Consider the following 17,222-nt stretch of genomic DNA (forward strand, 5'->3'; position numbering starts at 1 on the left):
GCGCCTGAGTGCCTGTCGAGATCCCCGAGGCCCTGCGCGGGCGGTGGGGGTCTCGACGGGCGAGGAACCTGGGAACCACGTGAGGTCCGCTTCGGTGGGTGGTTTCGAGGCTCGCTGCGCTCGCACCTCAACCACCGGGGCCCCGAGGAGGGGCGACGTGGGGGCCGCGGACGCCTAGGCTGTCCCTCCGCAACCATCGGAGCTGATGAGCATGGCCGACGACATCGACCTCTTGCGTCAACGGGTCAACAGCAAGCGCGAGAAGCTCGACAAGGCGGTGACGGTCGCTGACCTCACCCTGCAGCGCGTCGAGTCCGTGTCCACCGTCTTCGACGAGGCGGACCGCGAGCGGAAGCGTCTCGAGTCGTCGCTGAAGCTCGCCGAGCGACGAGCGAAGCGACTCGCGCAGGAGACCAAGCGCGCCAGCCGTCTGGCGCGCGAGGCCGACGAGGACCGTGCGGACGCCGAGAACGAGCTCACCGAGCTCCTGAAGCGCCGCAGCAAGCTCGAGAAGAAGCTGGCTAAGTCCGAGGCGGCCCTCGCCGCGGCGGAGGCTGCGGTCAGTGTCGAGCAGGCAGCCGCTGCGCCGGCCCCTCGCAAGCGCGCCGGGACAGCGACCAGGTCGTCGACGCCTCGGAAGGCGGCCGTCAAGAAGTCGACCGCCCGCAAGTCGAGCGCCGCGAAGTCGACCGCCACGAAGTCGACCGCCACGAAGTCGACCGCCAAGAAGTCGACCGCTCGCAAGGCCCCGTCCAGGCGGGTATCCCGGGCGTAGGCGCCCGCCCGCTCGCCGGTGCCGCTGGCGTGGTTTCGAGGCTCGCTGCGCTCGCACCTCAACCACCGGGTTCCCCTGGGTGCTGCGCGGGTGCGGGGGTCTCGACGGGCGCTCGTCGCTGGTGCTCCTCGCTGCTCGACCACCGGTGGAGTGGTTTCGAGGCTGGCTGCGCTCGCACCTCGATCACCGGGTTCCCCGAGGTGCTGCGCGGGTGCGGGGGTCTCGACGGGGGCTCGTCGCTGGTGCTCCTCGCTGCTCGACCACCGGTGGAGTGGTTTCGAGGCTCGCTGCGCTCGCACCTCAACCACCGGGTTCCCCTGGGTGCTGCGCGGGTGCGGGGGTCTCGACGGGCGCTCGACCACCGGAGGGTGGTTTCGCGGCTGGCTGCGCTCGCACCTTGACCACCGGGTTCCCTGAGGTGCTGCGTGGGTGCGGGGGTCTCGACGGGCGCTCGTCCGCCGGAGGTGTGGTTTCGAGGCTCGCTGCGCTCGCACCTCAACCACCGGGTGGTGGCGTGTGATGGGGTGTCTCCATGGCTAGGACTATTGCTACGACGACCGAGGTCGATCTCGAGGGGCTGCTGGAGTTCGTGCGGCCGCGGCACCAGATGGTGCTGATCACCTCGCGGCGCGACGGGCACCCGCAGTCGTCGCCGGTCACCGGAGGGGTGGACGACGAGGGGCGGGTCGTGATCTCGACCTACCCGGAGCGGGCCAAGACGGCCAACGCGCGGCGTCAGGGCGAGGCGACCGTGCTGGTGCTCTCCGACGCCTTCAACGACGCGTGGGTGCAGCTCGAGGGTCCCTGCGAGGTCATCGACCCGCCGGACTCCGTGGAGCCGCTGGTGGACTACTACCGCAGCATCGCGGGGGAGCACCCCGACTGGGACGAGTACCGCCAGGCGATGCGCGACCAGGGCAAGTCCCTGCTGCGCATCACGCCCACCCGCTGGTCGCCGATCGCCACCGGCGGCTTCCCGCCCCGCCTGGCCGACTGACCGGACGGACCCCTGACCGTGCGCCGCCTGCTGCCGCTGCTCGTCCTGGCGCTCCTGGTGCCCCTGGCCGGGTGCGGCGGCACGCCCGAGGAGGGCGACTCCGCGCCCGGGACGAGCGCCTCGCCCACGCCGACCGCCGTACCGCCAGACAGCGCGAGCCCGCCTCCCGCGGTCGAGAGCGAGCGCGACGAGCTGGCCGACCTGGCGGAGCAGGCCGCGACCGAGCAGCCCACCGGCACCATCACGCCGTACGGCGGTCCGGTGCTGGGCGGCGACGTCAGCTGGCCGCAGTGCCCGAAGGGCCTCGGGATCCCGCAGAAGCGCACGCTCGGCATGCCGATGCCGCTCCCGGAGGCGCGCTACGTCGTCATCGGCCTTACCAACGGCCCGGGCCTCTACCCCAACCCGTGCCTGGCCGACCAGGTCGCCTGGGCGCGCGACCGGCGGCTGATGGTGTCGGCGTACGCCGTGTCGAGCTTCCCGGAGCCCGACGCCCTGGCGCGTCACGCCGACGAGGGGCCCTACGACGGCACGACGCGGCTGGGCGCGCTGCGCAACGCCGGCTACCAGCAGGCGGGGTTCAACGTCGCGTCGATGCGCACCGCCGGGCTGCAGACGCCGTTCGTGTGGATCGACGTGGAGCCGGTGCCCGACTTCGAGTGGAGCGGGGACCTGGTGGCCAACGCCGCGGTCGTCGAGGGGGTGGCGCGCGGCTACGTCGAGGCGGGCTACGCGATCGGCGTCTACTCCACGCCGTCGCTGTGGGACCGCGTGGTCGGCGGGCTCGAGCTCGGCGTGCCGGAGTGGCGCGCGGCCGGTCAGACCTCGAGGGCCGAGGCGGAGTCGCGCTGCGGCGACGACTGGGTGATCCAGGGCGGCGAGAGCGTGATGGGGCAGTGGGTCGAGGCCGACCGCGACCAGAACGTCACCTGCGGCGACGTCCACCTCGACATGGGGGCGTGGTTCCACCAGTACTGACCCGCGTCCCCGCCGCTACCCTTCACCCGTGGACGAGGAGATCGTGCAGGACGGCATCGGCGACGCCGACGACCTCGACCGCCTGTGGACGCCGCACCGGATGGCCTACATCCGCGGCGAGAACAAGCCGGCGGACGCGACGTCGGGGGAGTGCCCGTTCTGCCGCATCCCGCACCTCGGCGACGCCGAGGGCCTCGTCGTACGGCGGGGCGCGCTGGCCTACGCCGTGCTCAACCTCTACCCCTACGCGCCGGGCCACCTGATGGTCGTGCCCTACCGCCACGTCGCCGACTACACCGACGTCACCGACGAGGAGGCCGCCGAGATCGCCGACCTCACGCGCCAGGCGATGCGGCTGGTCCGCTCGGTCTCCGGCGCGGGCGGCTTCAACGTCGGCATGAACCAGGGCGCCGTCGCGGGCGCCGGCATCGCCGCCCACCTGCACCAGCACGTCGTGCCGCGCTGGGTGGGCGACCAGAACTTCATGCCGATCATCGGTCGCACCAAGACGCTGCCCGAGCTGCTCACCGACACCCGCGCGCTGCTCGCGGAGGCCTGGGACCGCGCGTGAGCGAGGTCCTGCGGACGCCGGACGAGCACTTCGCCGACCTCGCGGGCTACCGGTTCGCGCCGCACTACATCGACGTCGCCGCCGACGGCGTCGACCCGGTGCGGATGCACTACCTCGACGAGGGGCCGCGGGACGGGCCGGTCGCCCTGCTGCTGCACGGCCAGCCGACGTGGTCCTACCTCTACCGCACGGTGCTGCCGGTGCTCGTGGAGCGCGGCATCCGGGTGATCGCACCCGACAACATCGGCTTCGGCCGCTCCGACAAGCCGTCGGAGCCGACCGACTACACCTTCGCGCGGCACATCGCCTGGATGCGCGGGCTGGTGACCGGCCTCGACCTGCGCGACGTCACGCTCGTGGCGCAGGACTGGGGCGGCCCGATCGGCCTCAGCGTGCTGGCCGCCGAGCCGGACCGCTTCGCCCGCGTCGTCGCGGCCAACACGATCCTGCACACGGCCGCCCCGGCGCTCGCCGGCCGCCTCACCTGGGCGGTCCACGGCACGGGGGAGTCGCGGGTGGTGCTGGAGGAGGGCTTGGTCGACTACCTGCTCTACACCCAGCGGACGCCGGTGCTGCGCCCGAGCGACTTCCTCGGCGCGGCCACGGCGACCCCGTTGTCGCCCGCGACGCTGGCGGCGTACGACGCGCCGTTCCCGGAGCCGCGCTACACCGCCGGGCTGCGCCAGATGATCGCCCTGCTGCCGCTGACCCGCAACGACGTCGGCGCGCGGATCGGGCGGCGCACGATGCGGGCGCTGGAGGAGTTCGATCGGCCGTTCGTCACCTGCTACTCCGACGGCGACCCCGCGACGCGCGGCTGGGACACGGTGTTCCAGGAGCGGGTGCGGGGCGCGCAGGGCCGTGACCACGTGACCATCGAGGGCGCCGGCCACTTCCTCCAGGAGGACGCCGGCGAGCAGCTGGGCCGCGTCGTCGCCGACGTGATCGCGACGACCTGACCTGCACCGTCGCTCCGCGGTTGGGACGGGGAGCCCGGCAGCCGCTAGCCTCCGCACATGCTCGAGAGGTTCAAGTCGTTCTGGCAGAACGTCATGCTGGCGCCGTTCGTCAACCTCTTCATCAAGCTGGGCATCAGCCCCGACACCGTCACCCTCGTCGGCACGCTCGGCGTCGCGGCGGGGGCGCTGATCTTCTTCCCCCAGGGCGAGCTGCTCATCGGCGTCCTCTTCATCACGGCGTTCGTCTTCAGCGATCTGGTCGACGGCCAGATGGCCCGCAAGACGGGCAAGACCTCGAAGTTCGGGGCGTTCTGGGACTCCACGCTCGACCGCATCGGTGACGGCGCGATCTTCGGCGGCCTGGCGCTCTACTTCGCCGGTCCGGGCGACTACTACCTCTACCTCTGCCTCACCCTCTACTGCCTGGTCATGGGCTCGGTGACCTCCTACGCCCGAGCCCGCGCGGAGTCGCTGGGCTGGGACGCCCGCGGCGGGCTGGCCGAGCGCGCCGACCGGCTGGTGTCGATCTTGGTGATGACCGGCCTCGGGGCGATCTTCGACCTGCCGATCCTGATGTACGTCACGCTGTGGGCGCTCGCCGCCGCCAGCACCTACACGGTCGTCTACCGCGTGCTGAAGGTGCGGCGCCAGGCCCTCGCCGAGGACGCCGCTCCGGCCTGACGGCACTACGCTGCCCCCATGGCTGACAGCACCCCCACCACCGACTCCCCGGACACCTCCAGCGGCACCGGCACCACCCGCGTCAAGCGCGGCATGGCCGAGATGCTCAAGGGCGGCGTGATCATGGACGTCGTCACGGCCGAGCAGGCCAAGATCGCCGAGGACGCCGGCGCGGTGGCCGTGATGGCGCTCGAGCGCGTGCCCGCCGACATCCGCGCCCAGGGCGGCGTGAGCCGGATGAGCGACCCCGACATGATCGACTCGATCATCGCGACCGTGTCCATCCCGGTGATGGCCAAGGCCCGGATCGGGCACTTCGCCGAGGCGCAGGTCCTGCAGAGCCTGGGCGTCGACTACATCGACGAGTCCGAGGTGCTCACCCCCGCCGACTACGCCAACCACATCGACAAGTGGGCGTTCACCGCGCCGTTCGTCTGCGGCGCCACCAACCTCGGCGAGGCCCTGCGCCGCATCACCGAGGGCGCGGCGATGATCCGCTCCAAGGGCGAGGCCGGCACCGGCGACGTCTCCAACGCCGTCACCCACATGCGCACCATCCGCCAGGAGATCCGCCGCCTGGGCTCGATGGCCCACGACGAGCTGTACGTCGCGGCCAAGGAGCTGCAAGCGCCGTACGAGCTCGTCGAGGAGGTCGCCGTGCGCGGCAAGCTGCCCGTCGTGCTCTTCACCGCCGGCGGCATCGCGACGCCCGCCGACGCGGCGATGATGATGCAGCTCGGCGCCGAGGGCGTGTTCGTCGGCTCGGGCATCTTCAAGTCCGGCAACCCCGAGCAGCGCGCGGAGGCCATCGTCAAGGCCACCACGTTCTTCGACGACCCCGACGTCGTCGCCAAGGTCAGCCGCGGGCTGGGCGAGGCCATGGTCGGCATCAACGTCGAGGAGATCCCGCAGCCCCACCGGCTCGCCGAGCGCGGCTGGTAGCCGGTGACCACCCCCACGATCGGCGTCTTCGCCCTGCAGGGCGACGTCCGCGAGCACCTGCGCGCGCTCGAGACGCTGGGGGTGACCACGCTCGCCGTACGACGGCCCAGCGAGCTGGAGGCGTGCGACGCGCTCGTGCTCCCCGGCGGGGAGTCGACGACGATGGCCAAGCTGGCGCGCACCTTCGAGCTGCTCGAGCCGCTGCGCGACCGGATCAAGCGGGGCATGCCGGTGTTCGGCACGTGCGCCGGGATGATCCTGCTGGCCGACCGCGTCGAGGACGGCACGGCCGACCAGGAGACCCTCGGCGGGCTCGACATCACCGTGCGGCGCAACGCCTTCGGCCGCCAGGTCGACTCCTTCGAGGGCGAGCTGGCGATGACCGGCGTCGAGGGCCCCGTGCACGGCGTCTTCATCCGCGCCCCGTGGGTCGAGGCCGTCGGGCCCGGGGTCGAGGTGCTCGCCCGGGTCGAGCCCGACGGCGACGCGGGTAGGATCGTCGCGGTCCGCCAGGGCCCGCTGCTCGCGACGTCGTTCCACCCGGAGGTGGGCGGCGACACGCGGATCCACCAGCTCTTCGTCGACCTCGTGCGTGCCACGACCACCGACGAGCCATAGAACAGTCACAGAAGAGGGACGCATGTCTGGCCACTCCAAATGGGCGACCACGAAGCACAAGAAGGCGGTCGTCGACGCCAAGCGCGGCAAGATGTTCGCCAAGCTGATCAAGAACATCGAGGTCGCGGCCCGCATGGGCGGCGGGGACCCGACCGGCAACCCGACGCTGTACGACGCCATCCAGAAGGCCAAGAAGTCCTCGGTCCCCAACGACAACATCGACCGCGCGGTCAAGCGCGGCTCCGGTGCGGAGACCGGCGGCGCCGACTACCAGACGATCATGTACGAGGGCTACGGCCCGTCGGGCGTCGCGATGCTCATCGAGTGCCTCACCGACAACAAGAACCGCGCCGCCATGGAGGTCCGCACCGCCATGAGCCGCAACGGCGGCTCGCTGGCCGACCCCGGCTCGGTCTCGTTCCTCTTCCACCGCAAGGGCGTCGTGGTGGTGCCCCGCGAGCAGGAGGGGCGCGAGGTCTCCGAGGACGACGTCCTGGAGGCCACCCTCGAGGCCGGCGCCGACGACGTCCACGACCTCGGTGAGGCCATCGAGGTCATCTCCGAGGCCACCGACCTGGTCGGCGTGCGCACCGCGCTGCAGACCGCCGGCATCGACTACGACTCCGCCGAGGCGTCGTTCGTGCCCGACATGCAGGTCGAGCTGGACAAGGACGCCGCGGGCAAGATGTTCCGCCTGGTCGACGTCCTCGAGGACCTGGACGACGTGCAGAACATCTTCGCCAACTTCGACGTCTCCGACGACGTCATGGCGCAGCTCGACGACGACTGACCTCGCCCGTGGGTTGAGGAGGTTGCGCAGCAACCGTCTCGAAACCCAGTGAGCGAGGTTCTCGCCGGCCCGCTGGGTTTCGAGACGGGCGCCAGGGCGCCCTCCTCAACCCCCGGAAGGGCGTGTCGCGCCGACGGTGCGGGGGAGCCGGCGGATAGCGTGGCCTCCGAACGTGTGTTCGGACGAGAGGCGACGTGATGAGCAGGCCCATGCGGGTGCTCGGGATCGATCCCGGGTTGACGCGCTGCGGCATCGGCGTCGTCGAGGGCAGCGTCGGACGACCCCTGTCGCTGGTCGACGTCAACGTCGTACGCACCTCCTCGACCCTGCCGGTCGCCGAGCGGCTGGTGACGATCGAGCGGGGGATCGACGCCTGGCTCGACGAGTACCGCCCCGACGCCGTCGCCGTGGAGCGGGTCTTCGCCCGCTCCGACTCCAGCACGATCATGGGCACCGCCCAGGCCAGCGGCATCGCGCTCGTCTGCGCCGCGCGGCGCGGCCTGCCCGTCGCGCTGCACACCCCGAGCGAGGTGAAGGCCGCCGTCTCCGGCAACGGCCGCGCCGACAAGGCGCAGGTCGGTGCCATGATCACGCGCATCCTGCGGCTCGAGACCCTGCCCAAGCCCGCGGACGCCGCCGACGCTCTGGCGCTCGCCATCACCCACATCTGGCGCGGCGGCGCCCAGGCCCGCATCGACGCCGCCGTGGCGGCCACCCGTGGCCGCGCCGCCACCCCGTCCTTCAGGAGCAGAGCTTGACCAGGAGCAACGCATGACCAGGAGCAGGGCATGATCGCGTTCGTCCGTGGCCAGGTGGCCGCGCTGTCCGTCTCGAGCGCCGTCGTCGAGGTCGGCGGCGTCGGGCTCGAGCTGATGTGCACCCCCGGCACCCTCGCCACCCTCCGCCCGGGGCAGCAGACCACGCTGTCGACGAGCATGGTCGTGCGCGAGGACTCCCTCACGCTGTTCGGCTTCGTCGACGACGACGAGAAGGCGACGTTCGAGCTGGTGCAGACCGCCTCCGGCGTCGGCCCCAAGGTCGCCCAGGCGATGGTGGCCGTGCTGAGCCCCGACGACGTGCGCCGCGCCATCGCCGGCGACGACGTCAAGACCCTCACCCGCGTGCCGGGCATCGGCCAGAAGGGCGCCCAGCGCATCATCCTGGAGCTCAAGGACCGGATCGGACCTCCGACCGCCGGTCGCGCGGCCACCCCGGGCGCGACGGCCGCCCCCTGGCGCGACCAGGTCGCCCAGGGCCTGGTCGGCCTCGGGTGGTCCACCAAGGACGCCGACGCCGCGGTCGAGAGCGTCGCCGCCGAGGCCGGCGACCAGCCCGACGTCGGAGCGCTCCTGCGCGCCGCGCTCCGCTCGCTGAGCAAGGCCTAGCCGATGCACGAGGACGAGCTCGAGGTCGCCGAGGAGCAGTACCTCCGCTCGCTCACCGCCGCCGAGGCCGAGGGCGACGAGCGGGTGATCGAGGCGGCCCTACGGCCGCGCTCCCTCGACGAGGTCGTCGGGCAGCACCGCGTGCGCGAGCAGCTGGGGCTGGTCCTGGAGGCCGCGCGCCAGCGCGAGCGCGCGCCCGACCACGTGCTCCTGTCGGGGCCCCCGGGTCTCGGCAAGACGACGCTGGCGATGATCATCGCCCACGAGATGTCCACCCCGCTGCGCCTCACCAGCGGACCGGCCATCACCCACGCCGGCGACCTCGCCGCCATCCTGTCGGGCCTCAACGAGGGCGACGTGCTGTTCGTCGACGAGATCCACCGGATGTCGCGGCCGGCCGAGGAGATGCTCTACATGGCGATGGAGGACTTCCGGGTCGACGTCGTCATCGGCAAGGGACCCGGCGCCACCGCCATCCCGCTGGAGATCCCGCCGTTCACACTCGTCGGCGCCACCACCCGCGCGGGCCTGCTCCCCGGGCCGCTGCGCGACCGCTTCGGCTTCACCGCCCACCTGGAGTTCTACGCCCCCCACGAGCTCGACCTGATCGTCCACCGCTCGGCCGGACTGCTGGGGGTCGACGTCACCGACGACGGCTCCGCCGAGATCGCGTCGCGCTCACGGGGCACGCCCCGCATCGCCAACCGGCTGCTGCGCCGGGTGCGCGACTACGCGCAGGTGCGTGCCGACGGCGTGGTGGGGCTCGACGTGGCCCGGGCCGCGCTCGAGCTCTACGAGGTCGACGAGCTCGGGCTCGACCGGCTCGACCGCGCCGTGCTCGACGCCCTCTGCTCGCGCTTCGGCGGGGGACCGGTCGGCGTCTCGACGCTGGCGGTCGCCGTGGGGGAGGAGCGCGAGACCGTGGAGGAGGTCGCGGAGCCGTTCCTGGTCCGCAACGGCTTCCTCGCGCGCACCCCGCGCGGCCGGGTCGCGACGCCCGCCGCCTGGCGGCACCTGGGGCTCAACCCGCCCCGGTCCTCGCTTCCAGGCGTCGAGGACACCCTGTTCGAGGACTGATTCGCGGTCGCGGGGTCGGCCACGGTTAGACTCTCCCGTCGGTCGGTCCGCCCTGTCTGGGCAGAGGCCGATCTCCCTCATCGCCGGTTGGAAGGTCTTGTCGTGCCAGAGCTCGTCCAGCTCTTGCCCCTCGTGGGCATCGCTCTCCTCTTCTGGCTCCTGGTCATCCGACCGGCCTCCCGCCGGCAGCGGGAACTCGGACGCATGCAGTCGTCGTTGTCCGTAGGGGACGAGGTCATGCTCACCTCCGGCATCTACGGAACGCTGCGGGAGCTCGAGGACGACCGGGTCCAGGTAGAGATCGCGACGGGCGTCGTCATCAACGTCGCCCGCGGCGCGATCGGCAACGTCGTCCCACCCCCTGGGCCGGAGCTCGGCCCCGCCGAGCCCGAGGAGAACTGACATGGCACGCAAGCCCCCTCGCCCGGGACGCACCCTGGTGGTGTTCTTCCTCGGCACCGCGCTCCTCTACGGGCTCGTGGCGCTCGCAGGGTCCTGGAAGCCCGAGCTCGGCCTCGACCTCCAGGGCGGCACCCGGATCACGCTCGTCGCCAAGGGCGACCCGAGCACGGAGAACCTCGACGAGGCCCGCCAGATCATCGACCAGCGCGTCAACGGCTCCGGCGTCTCCGAGGCCGAGGTCGTCACCCAGGGTGGCGACATCATCGTCGTCGAGATCCCCGGTGACCCGCGCCGCGACCTCGTAAGCATCGTCGAGCGGCAGGCGCAGCTGCGCTTCCGGCTCGTCGCCTGCTCGGAGTCGAGCGGCTGCCAGCCGCCGGGCGGAGCCGGCACGCCCGCTCCCCAGGCGCCGGCACCCCAGGAGCCGGGCCAGCAGCAGCCCACCGCGCCGTCGGTGGAGCCCAGCGCCCCGTCCGCGGAGCCCACCGCCCCGGCCGTCACGCCCTCGGGCAACAACCGCGTCGCCCCCGGCTTCGCCACGGACGAGACTCCGTCGCCCAGTGAGACGCCCAGCGAGGCTCCCAGCGAGTCCCCGGTCGGCACCCCCACCGACGCCCCGGACGACGGCACCGGCGTCCCCCCGGCCGACAACCCGACCGCCGACCCCAGCGCGCTGCCCGAGAGCTTCGACGAGCGCGCCGTGGCGCCGCTCGACGAAGCCGTCGCCTTCATGCGCGGCGGCTACACGCAGGCCGACTACGAGGCGTTCAACGCCTACCAGTGCGACGACAAGGGCCTGATCTCCAAGGTCGAGGGCGCACCCACCACGCTGCCCGACGTGCCCTCGGACGACCCGCTCCAGTCGCTCGTCGCGTGCTCGCCGCCCGAGGACGCCGTCGGCGACCAGCCGGCCCGCCCCTCGGAGAAGTTCCTGCTCTCCAAGGCCGTCATCGCCGGCACCGACCTCGAGGACGCCGGCTTCGCGATTCCGCAGAACTCCGTCAACTACGCCGTCACGCTCGACATCGGCGGCAAGGGCGAGGACGTCTTCTCGCAGGCGTCCAGCACCCTGACCAAGAACGTCGAGCAGTTCGCGATCGTGCTCGACGGTGCGGTCATCTCCAACCCGACCTTCACCAGCAACATCCCGGACGGGTCCGCGCAGATCACCGGCAACTTCACCGAGACCCAGGCCTCCGGGCTCGCGACCAGCCTCAAGTACGGGTCGCTGCCGATCTCCTTCGACGAGCCGTCCACGCAGACGATCGGCCCCTCGCTCGCGGGTGACCAGCTCACCGCCGGTCTCACCGCGGGTGCCTTCGGCCTCGGGCTCGTGCTCATCTACTGCCTGCTCTACTACCGCGGTCTGGGCCTGGTCGTCGTGGCCTCGCTGCTCGCCGCCGCGGTCGTGACCTACGCGCTGGTGCTCCTGCTCAGCGAGACCGCCGGCTTCACGCTGACCCTGCCCGGCATCGCCGGCCTGATCATCGCGGTCGGTGTCACCGCCGACTCCTTCATCATCTTCTTCGAGCGCATCCGAGACGAGATGCGAGAAGGCAAGACGATGCGGGTCGCCGTGGAGAGCGGCTGGAAGCGCGCCAAGGTCACCCGGCTCGCGGCCCAGGTCGTGTCGCTGCTGTCCGCGGCGGTGCTCTACATCTTCGCGACCGGCGCGGTGAAGGGCTTCGGGTTCGCCCTGGGCCTGTCCACCATCGTCGACCTGGCGATCCTGTTCTGGTTCACCAAGCCGATGGTGTCGTGGCTGGCACGCTTCCGGTTCTTCAACAGCGGTCACCGCCTGTCCGGCCTGAGCGCCGGCACGCTGGGCCTCGACGCCCCACCCACGCCTGCCGCAGCGGGCGCCACGACCGGAGGTAAGGCCTGATGGGCAAGGCATCTCGGCTCGGCAACGAGCTGTACACCGGACGCCGCTCGATCGACTTCGTCCACCGCCGGCCGCTCTGGTACGCCATCACCGGCGTCATCGTGCTCCTGGCCATCGGCGCGATCGCGATCCGCGGCCTCAACTTCGGCATCGAGTTCACCGGTGGCACCGAGTACCGCGTCCCGGTGACCGGCCAGGCCACGCAGGAGACGGCCGACGAGCTGCGCGAGGCCGTCGCGTCGTCCGGGGTCGAGGGCGCCGAGTCGCCGACCGCAACCACTGCCGGCAACAACATCCTCCTGCAGGTCGAGGAGCTCAGCCAGGAGGAGAGCGACCAGGTCGCCGAGGCGATCCGCACCGTGGTCGACGTACCGGAGAACGACCTGGCGCAGGACGAGATCGGCGCCAGCTGGGGCCAGGAGGTCGCCAAGCGCGCCGGTCTCGGCGTCGCGGTCTTCCTCGTCCTGGTGCTGCTCTTCATCGGCGCCTACTTCCGCGAGTGGAAGATGTCGGTGGCGGCGTTCGTCGCGCTGGTGCACGACATCGTCATCACGGTCGGGGTCTACGCCCTCTCGGGCTTCCAGGTCACGCCCTCGGCGGTCACCGGTCTGCTCGCGATCCTGGGCTTCTCGCTCTACGACACCGTCGTGGTGTTCGACAAGGTCCGGGAGAACACGCACGAGCGCCTCAAGAGCGGCCAGGGCTACGCCGACGCCGCCAACCTCGCGGTCAACCAGACGCTGGTGCGCTCCATCAACACCGGCATCGTGGCCCTGATCCCGATCGGCGCCATCCTCTACGTCAGCGCCATCCAGCTGGGTGCGAGCTCGCTGCAGGACCTGGCGCTCGCGCAGTTCGTCGGCATGGCCGTCGGCGTCTACTCGTCGGTCTTCCTCGCGCCGCGCGTGTTGGTGCACCTCAAGTCGGGCGAGAGCGCGGTCAAGGAGCAGGAGCGTCGGGCGAAGGCCCGCGCCCGTGCCGCCGCCGACCGCTACGCCTCGGTCCCGACGTTCGTCGAGGACATGCCGGTGGTCGACGAGCCCGACGACGACGAGCTCGACGACGAGGGCCAGCCGCCGACGCGTCCCACCGCGCCACCGCGGGCCGTCGAGGCCAGCGACCGCGGTCGCGTCGCCCCGGCGCCGCGCAAGCCCGTGCGGCAGAGCAACGCCGCCGGCCGGGTGCAGCCCGTGCGCCAGCCGAAGTCCAAGCGCGACAAGAAGTGAGCCACGCCGGTGAGTGAGGCCGCGCGGGCCGCCCTGGAGCGGCTGATCGTGGACGTCCCCGACTTCCCGGAGCCCGGGATCGTCTTCAAGGACATCACGCCGCTGCTCGCCGACCCCAGCGGCTTCGCCGCGGTGGTGGAGGCCATGGCCGCCGCCGGTCGCGACGGCGACGGCAACGTCGTGGTCGACAAGGTCGTGGGCATGGAGGCGCGCGGCTTCATACTGGCCGCCCCCGTCGCGCTCGCGCTGGGCGTCGGGTTCGTGCCGGTGCGCAAGGCCGGCCGGCTGCCGCGCCCGACCCACGCGGCGTCGTACGCGCTGGAGTACGGCGAGGCCACGCTGGAGGTCCACCAGGACGCGATCTCGGCGGGCCAGCGGGTGCTGCTCGTGGACGACGTGCTGGCCACCGGCGGCACCGTGCGGGCGACCGTCGGCCTGGTCGAGCGCTGCGGCGGCACGGCGGTCGCGGCGGCGATGCTGATGGAGCTGTCGTTCCTCCCGGGACGCGAGGCGATCGGTGACCTGCCGCTCACGTCGCTGATGGTCGTCTAGGCGAACTAGACTCGAGGAGTGACCGAGGAACGCACCGCCCCGCCCACGCGGGAGCGCGCGCCGGAAACCGCGTCCTCGGACGCGTCCCCGCCCTCGACGCGCAGCATGCGCGCCCGGCTGGCCCGCATGGGCACGCGCAGCCCGAGCGCCAACCCGGTGCTCGAGCCGCTGTTCCGTGCGGTGCGTGCCAACCACCCGAAGGCCGACCTGACGCTGCTGGAGCGCGCCTACACGACGGCCGAGAAGATGCACGGCACGCAGATGCGCAAGAGCGGTGACCCCTACATCACCCACCCGCTCGCGGTCACCACGATCCTGGCCGACATCGGCATGACCGAGTCGACGCTGGTGGCGGCGCTGCTCCACGACACGGTCGAGGACACGCCGTACACCCTCGACGAGTGCCGCAAGGACTTCGGCGACGAGGTCGCGCGGCTCGTCGACGGCGTGACCAAGCTCGACAAGGTCCAGTACGGCGACTCGGCGCAGGCCGAGACCATCCGCAAGATGATCGTTGCGATGTCGCGCGACATCCGGGTCCTGGTCATCAAGCTCGCCGACCGCCTCCACAACATGCGCACGCTGCGCTACGTCCCGGCCAAGAGCCAGGAGCGCACCGCTCGCGAGACCCTCGACATCTACGCGCCGCTGGCCCACCGCCTCGGCATGAACACGATCAAGTGGGAGCTCGAGGACCTCGCGTTCGCGACCCTGCACCCGAAGATCTACGACGAGATCGTGCGGATGGTCGCGGAGCGCGCGCCCTCGCGGGACCAGTTCCTGGCCGAGGTCATCAGCCAGGTGGAGCAGGACCTGCGCGACGCAAAGGTCAAGGCGACCGTCACCGGGCGACCCAAGCACTACTACTCGATCTACCAGAAGATGATCGTCGGCGGCCGCGACTTCTCCGACATCTACGACCTGGTCGGCATCCGGATCCTCGTCGACGAGGACCGCGACTGCTACTCCGTCCTCGGCGTCCTGCACTCCCGGTGGAACCCCGTGCTGGGGCGTTTCAAGGACTACGTCGCGATGCCGAAGTTCAACATGTACCAGTCGCTGCACACGACGGTCATCGGCCCGCAGGGCAAGCCGGTGGAGATGCAGATCCGCACCTTCGCCCAGCACCGCCGCGCGGAGTACGGCGTCGCCGCTCACTGGAAGTACAAGGAGGCCGGCCGCTCCGGCGTCGACACCGACCAGCGCGGTGACATGGACGACATGTCGTGGGTGCGCCAGCTGCTCGACTGGCAGAGCGAGGTCGAGGACCCGGGCGAGTTCCTGGAGTCGCTGCGCTTCGAGATCAACCGGGCCGAGACCTACGTGTTCACCCCGCGCGGCGACGTCATCGCGCTGCCCGCGGGGGCCACGCCCGTCGACTTCGCCTACGCCGTGCACACCGAGGTCGGCCACCACACCATCGGCGCGCGGGTCAACGGCCGGCTGGTGCCGCTGGAGTCGACGCTCGACAACGGCGACGTGGTCGAGGTGTTCACCTCCAAGGCGCCCAACGCCGCCCCGTCGCAGGACTGGCTGACGTTCGTCCGGTCCCCGCGTGCGCGCTCCAAGATCCGCCAGTGGTTCACCAAGGAGCGGCGCGAGGAGGCGATCGAGAACGGCAAGGACGAGATCGCCAAGCTGATGCGCAAGGAGGGTCTGCCGCTCAAGCGCCTGCTCTCCCACGAGTCGCTGATGCTCGCGGCCGCCCACTTCAAGATCGCCGACGTCTCCGCGCTCTACGCCGCCGTGGGGGAGGGCAACCTCAGCGCCCAGGCCGTCGTACGCCGGGTCATCGAGCTGCACGGTGGCAAGGAGGGCGCCCAGGAGGACCTCGCCGAGGCCGTCACGATCACCGGTCGCCGCGGACGCTCCAAGATCCCCACCGGCGGCGACGCCGGCGTCATCGTCAAGGGCTCGCCCGACGTGTGGGTCAAGCTCGCCAAGTGCTGCACCCCGGTCCCGCCCGACGACATCCTGGGCTTCGTCACCAAGGGCGGGGGAGTCTCCATCCACCGCCGCGACTGCACCAACGCCAACTCGCTGCTGTCCCAGCCGGAGAAGGTCCTCGAGGTCGAGTGGGCGCCCACCGCCAGCTCGACGTTCCTGGTCAACATCCAGGTCGAGGCCATCGACCGCGCCCGGCTGCTCTCCGACATCACCATGGTGCTGTCCGACGCCCACGTGAACATCCTCAGCGCCAACCTCTCCACCACCCGCGACCGCGTCGCCAAGAGCCGCTTCACCTTCGAGATGGCCGAGGCCAAGCACCTCGACACCGTCCTCAAGGCCGTCCGCGGCGTCCCCGGCGTCTTCGACGCCTACCGCGTCACGCAGTAGCCGAGCGCCGAGCTGACCCCACGGTGGTTGAGGTGCGAGCGCCAGCGAGCCTCGAAACCACCTACGGTGGTCGAGCAGCGAGGAGCGTCAGCGACGAGCGCCCGTCGAGACCCCGTGAGCCACAAGCGCCCAGCGCCACCCACGGTGGTTGAGGTGCGAGCGCCAGCGAGCCTCGAAACCACACCGCCGATGCGTGGCTGGAGTTGGCCCGCGCGCGTAGCAGCCCGGGTCTCGGCGTCAAGGATCGCCTTCGGCGCCCGCTTCGCGGTGGCCTCCGGCCGTCCTTGACTCCGAGCCTCTCCCGGGCTGCTGGGACGGCGCACGGGCGGCGGCGGCTTCGCCGCGCCGCCCGCAAACAGCGCGGGCCCCGCCGATCGGTCACCCACGTCGGCAGTTCGAGCCTGATGCCGACCTCTCCACGCTTGGCCGGCCCGAAGCGGTGACGAACTGCCGACGCTGAGTGCCGCTAGTCGCACCACCAGTCACACCAGCCTCACCAGGGGTGCCGCGCTTTGCGCGGGCGGCGCGGGCGGAGCCCGTGTCGCCCCGTGCGCCGTCAAGCCGGTCGAGAGAGGCTCCGGGTCAAGGACGGCGAAGCCGCCGCGAAGCGGGCGAAGCTCCTTGACGCGGAGACGCGACCGGCTATGCGCGCGGCACCCCAGTCCGGCCCCGAGGAAGCAGTCAGAGGTGCAGGGGTCTCGACGGGCGCTCGTCGCTGGCGCTCCTCGCTGCTCGACCACCGGTGCCTTGCGGTGCGGTGGCGTGGTTTCGAGGCTCGCTGGCGCTCGCACCTCAACCACCGTGGGTCGCCGCCCGGCGTGCGGGTCACCGGGTCTCGACGGGCGCTCGTCGCTGGCGCTCCTCGCTGCTCGACCACCGGTGCCTTGCGGTGCGGTGGCGTGGTTTCGAGGCTCGCTGGCGCTCGCACCTCAACCACCGTGGATCGCCGCCCGGCGTGCGGGTCACCGGGTCTCGACGGGCGCTCGTCGCTGGCGCTCCTCGCTGCTCGACCACCGGTGCGTTGCGGTGCGGTGGCGTGGTTTCGAG

Annotated in this window: 17 protein-coding genes; all 17 read left to right on the plus strand. The window is 71.7% G+C overall.

The window, feature by feature from the left end; translation table 11 throughout:
* Window positions 1-205: 205 nt before the first annotated feature.
* The 17 genes from IRQ30_RS04565 to IRQ30_RS04645 all read left to right on the plus strand — a co-directional run bounded on the left by IRQ30_RS04565 (window position 206) and on the right by IRQ30_RS04645 (window position 16,175).
* Window positions 206-775 carry a hypothetical protein gene (locus tag IRQ30_RS04565; protein ID WP_193611832.1) on the plus strand — a complete coding sequence of 190 codons (570 nt, stop codon included), beginning with the start codon at window positions 206-208 and terminating at the stop codon, window positions 773-775.
* Between the two features lie 532 nt (window positions 776-1,307).
* Window positions 1,308-1,772: a PPOX class F420-dependent oxidoreductase gene (locus IRQ30_RS04570; RefSeq protein WP_193611833.1), complete on the plus strand. Its 465-nt coding sequence runs from the start codon at window positions 1,308-1,310 to the stop codon at window positions 1,770-1,772.
* An 18-nt stretch (window positions 1,773-1,790) separates the two neighbouring features.
* Window positions 1,791-2,750 carry a glycoside hydrolase family 25 domain-containing protein gene (locus tag IRQ30_RS04575; protein WP_193611834.1) on the plus strand — a complete coding sequence of 320 codons (960 nt, stop codon included), beginning with the start codon at window positions 1,791-1,793 and terminating at the stop codon, window positions 2,748-2,750.
* Between the two features lie 28 nt (window positions 2,751-2,778).
* Complete coding sequence (locus tag IRQ30_RS04580; protein WP_338088011.1) at window positions 2,779-3,321, plus strand: HIT family protein; 543 nt, start codon at window positions 2,779-2,781, stop codon at window positions 3,319-3,321.
* Window positions 3,318-4,280, plus strand: coding sequence for a haloalkane dehalogenase (locus IRQ30_RS04585; RefSeq protein ID WP_193611835.1), 963 nt, complete (start codon window positions 3,318-3,320; stop codon window positions 4,278-4,280). Before IRQ30_RS04580 ends, IRQ30_RS04585 begins: the two co-directional genes overlap by 4 nt.
* Before the next feature lie 57 nt (window positions 4,281-4,337).
* The gene (gene pgsA / locus IRQ30_RS04590) at window positions 4,338-4,961 is read left to right on the plus strand and encodes a phosphatidylinositol phosphate synthase (RefSeq protein ID WP_193611836.1); all 624 of its coding nucleotides are present in this window, start codon (window positions 4,338-4,340) and stop codon (window positions 4,959-4,961) included.
* A gap of 18 nt (window positions 4,962-4,979) precedes the next feature.
* Complete coding sequence (pdxS, locus tag IRQ30_RS04595; RefSeq protein ID WP_193611837.1) at window positions 4,980-5,903, plus strand: pyridoxal 5'-phosphate synthase lyase subunit PdxS; 924 nt, start codon at window positions 4,980-4,982, stop codon at window positions 5,901-5,903.
* A gap of 3 nt (window positions 5,904-5,906) precedes the next feature.
* Window positions 5,907-6,521 carry a pyridoxal 5'-phosphate synthase glutaminase subunit PdxT gene (pdxT, locus tag IRQ30_RS04600; protein ID WP_193611838.1) on the plus strand — a complete coding sequence of 205 codons (615 nt, stop codon included), beginning with the start codon at window positions 5,907-5,909 and terminating at the stop codon, window positions 6,519-6,521.
* Window positions 6,522-6,543: 22 nt separating this feature from the next.
* Complete coding sequence (locus tag IRQ30_RS04605) at window positions 6,544-7,311, plus strand: YebC/PmpR family DNA-binding transcriptional regulator (RefSeq protein WP_193610440.1); 768 nt, start codon at window positions 6,544-6,546, stop codon at window positions 7,309-7,311.
* Window positions 7,312-7,520: 209 nt separating this feature from the next.
* Complete coding sequence (ruvC, locus tag IRQ30_RS04610; protein WP_193610453.1) at window positions 7,521-8,069, plus strand: crossover junction endodeoxyribonuclease RuvC; 549 nt, start codon at window positions 7,521-7,523, stop codon at window positions 8,067-8,069.
* Between the two features lie 30 nt (window positions 8,070-8,099).
* Window positions 8,100-8,696, plus strand: coding sequence for a Holliday junction branch migration protein RuvA (ruvA, locus tag IRQ30_RS04615; RefSeq protein ID WP_193611839.1), 597 nt, complete (start codon window positions 8,100-8,102; stop codon window positions 8,694-8,696).
* Between the two features lie 3 nt (window positions 8,697-8,699).
* A complete protein-coding gene (gene ruvB / locus IRQ30_RS04620; protein ID WP_193610438.1) occupies window positions 8,700-9,773 on the plus strand; it encodes a Holliday junction branch migration DNA helicase RuvB in 1,074 nt (357 codons plus the stop codon).
* Between the two features lie 102 nt (window positions 9,774-9,875).
* Window positions 9,876-10,175, plus strand: coding sequence for a preprotein translocase subunit YajC (gene yajC / locus IRQ30_RS04625; protein WP_193611840.1), 300 nt, complete (start codon window positions 9,876-9,878; stop codon window positions 10,173-10,175).
* 1 nt (window position 10,176) lies between these two features.
* Window positions 10,177-12,060: a protein translocase subunit SecD gene (secD, locus tag IRQ30_RS04630; RefSeq protein WP_193611841.1), complete on the plus strand. Its 1,884-nt coding sequence runs from the start codon at window positions 10,177-10,179 to the stop codon at window positions 12,058-12,060.
* Window positions 12,060-13,286, plus strand: a complete 1,227-nt coding sequence (secF, locus tag IRQ30_RS04635) for a protein translocase subunit SecF (RefSeq protein ID WP_193611842.1) — start codon at window positions 12,060-12,062, stop codon at window positions 13,284-13,286. Before secD ends, secF begins: the two co-directional genes overlap by 1 nt.
* Before the next feature lie 9 nt (window positions 13,287-13,295).
* On the plus strand, window positions 13,296-13,838 hold the full coding sequence (locus IRQ30_RS04640; RefSeq protein WP_193611843.1) for an adenine phosphoribosyltransferase: 543 nt from the start codon (window positions 13,296-13,298) through the stop codon (window positions 13,836-13,838).
* Window positions 13,839-13,943: 105 nt separating this feature from the next.
* A complete protein-coding gene (locus tag IRQ30_RS04645) occupies window positions 13,944-16,175 on the plus strand; it encodes a RelA/SpoT family protein (protein ID WP_193611859.1) in 2,232 nt (743 codons plus the stop codon).
* Window positions 16,176-17,222 lie beyond the last annotated feature (1,047 nt).

Source organism: Nocardioides lijunqiniae (assembly GCF_015024225.1).
GTDB lineage: Bacteria > Actinomycetota > Actinomycetes > Propionibacteriales > Nocardioidaceae > Nocardioides > Nocardioides lijunqiniae.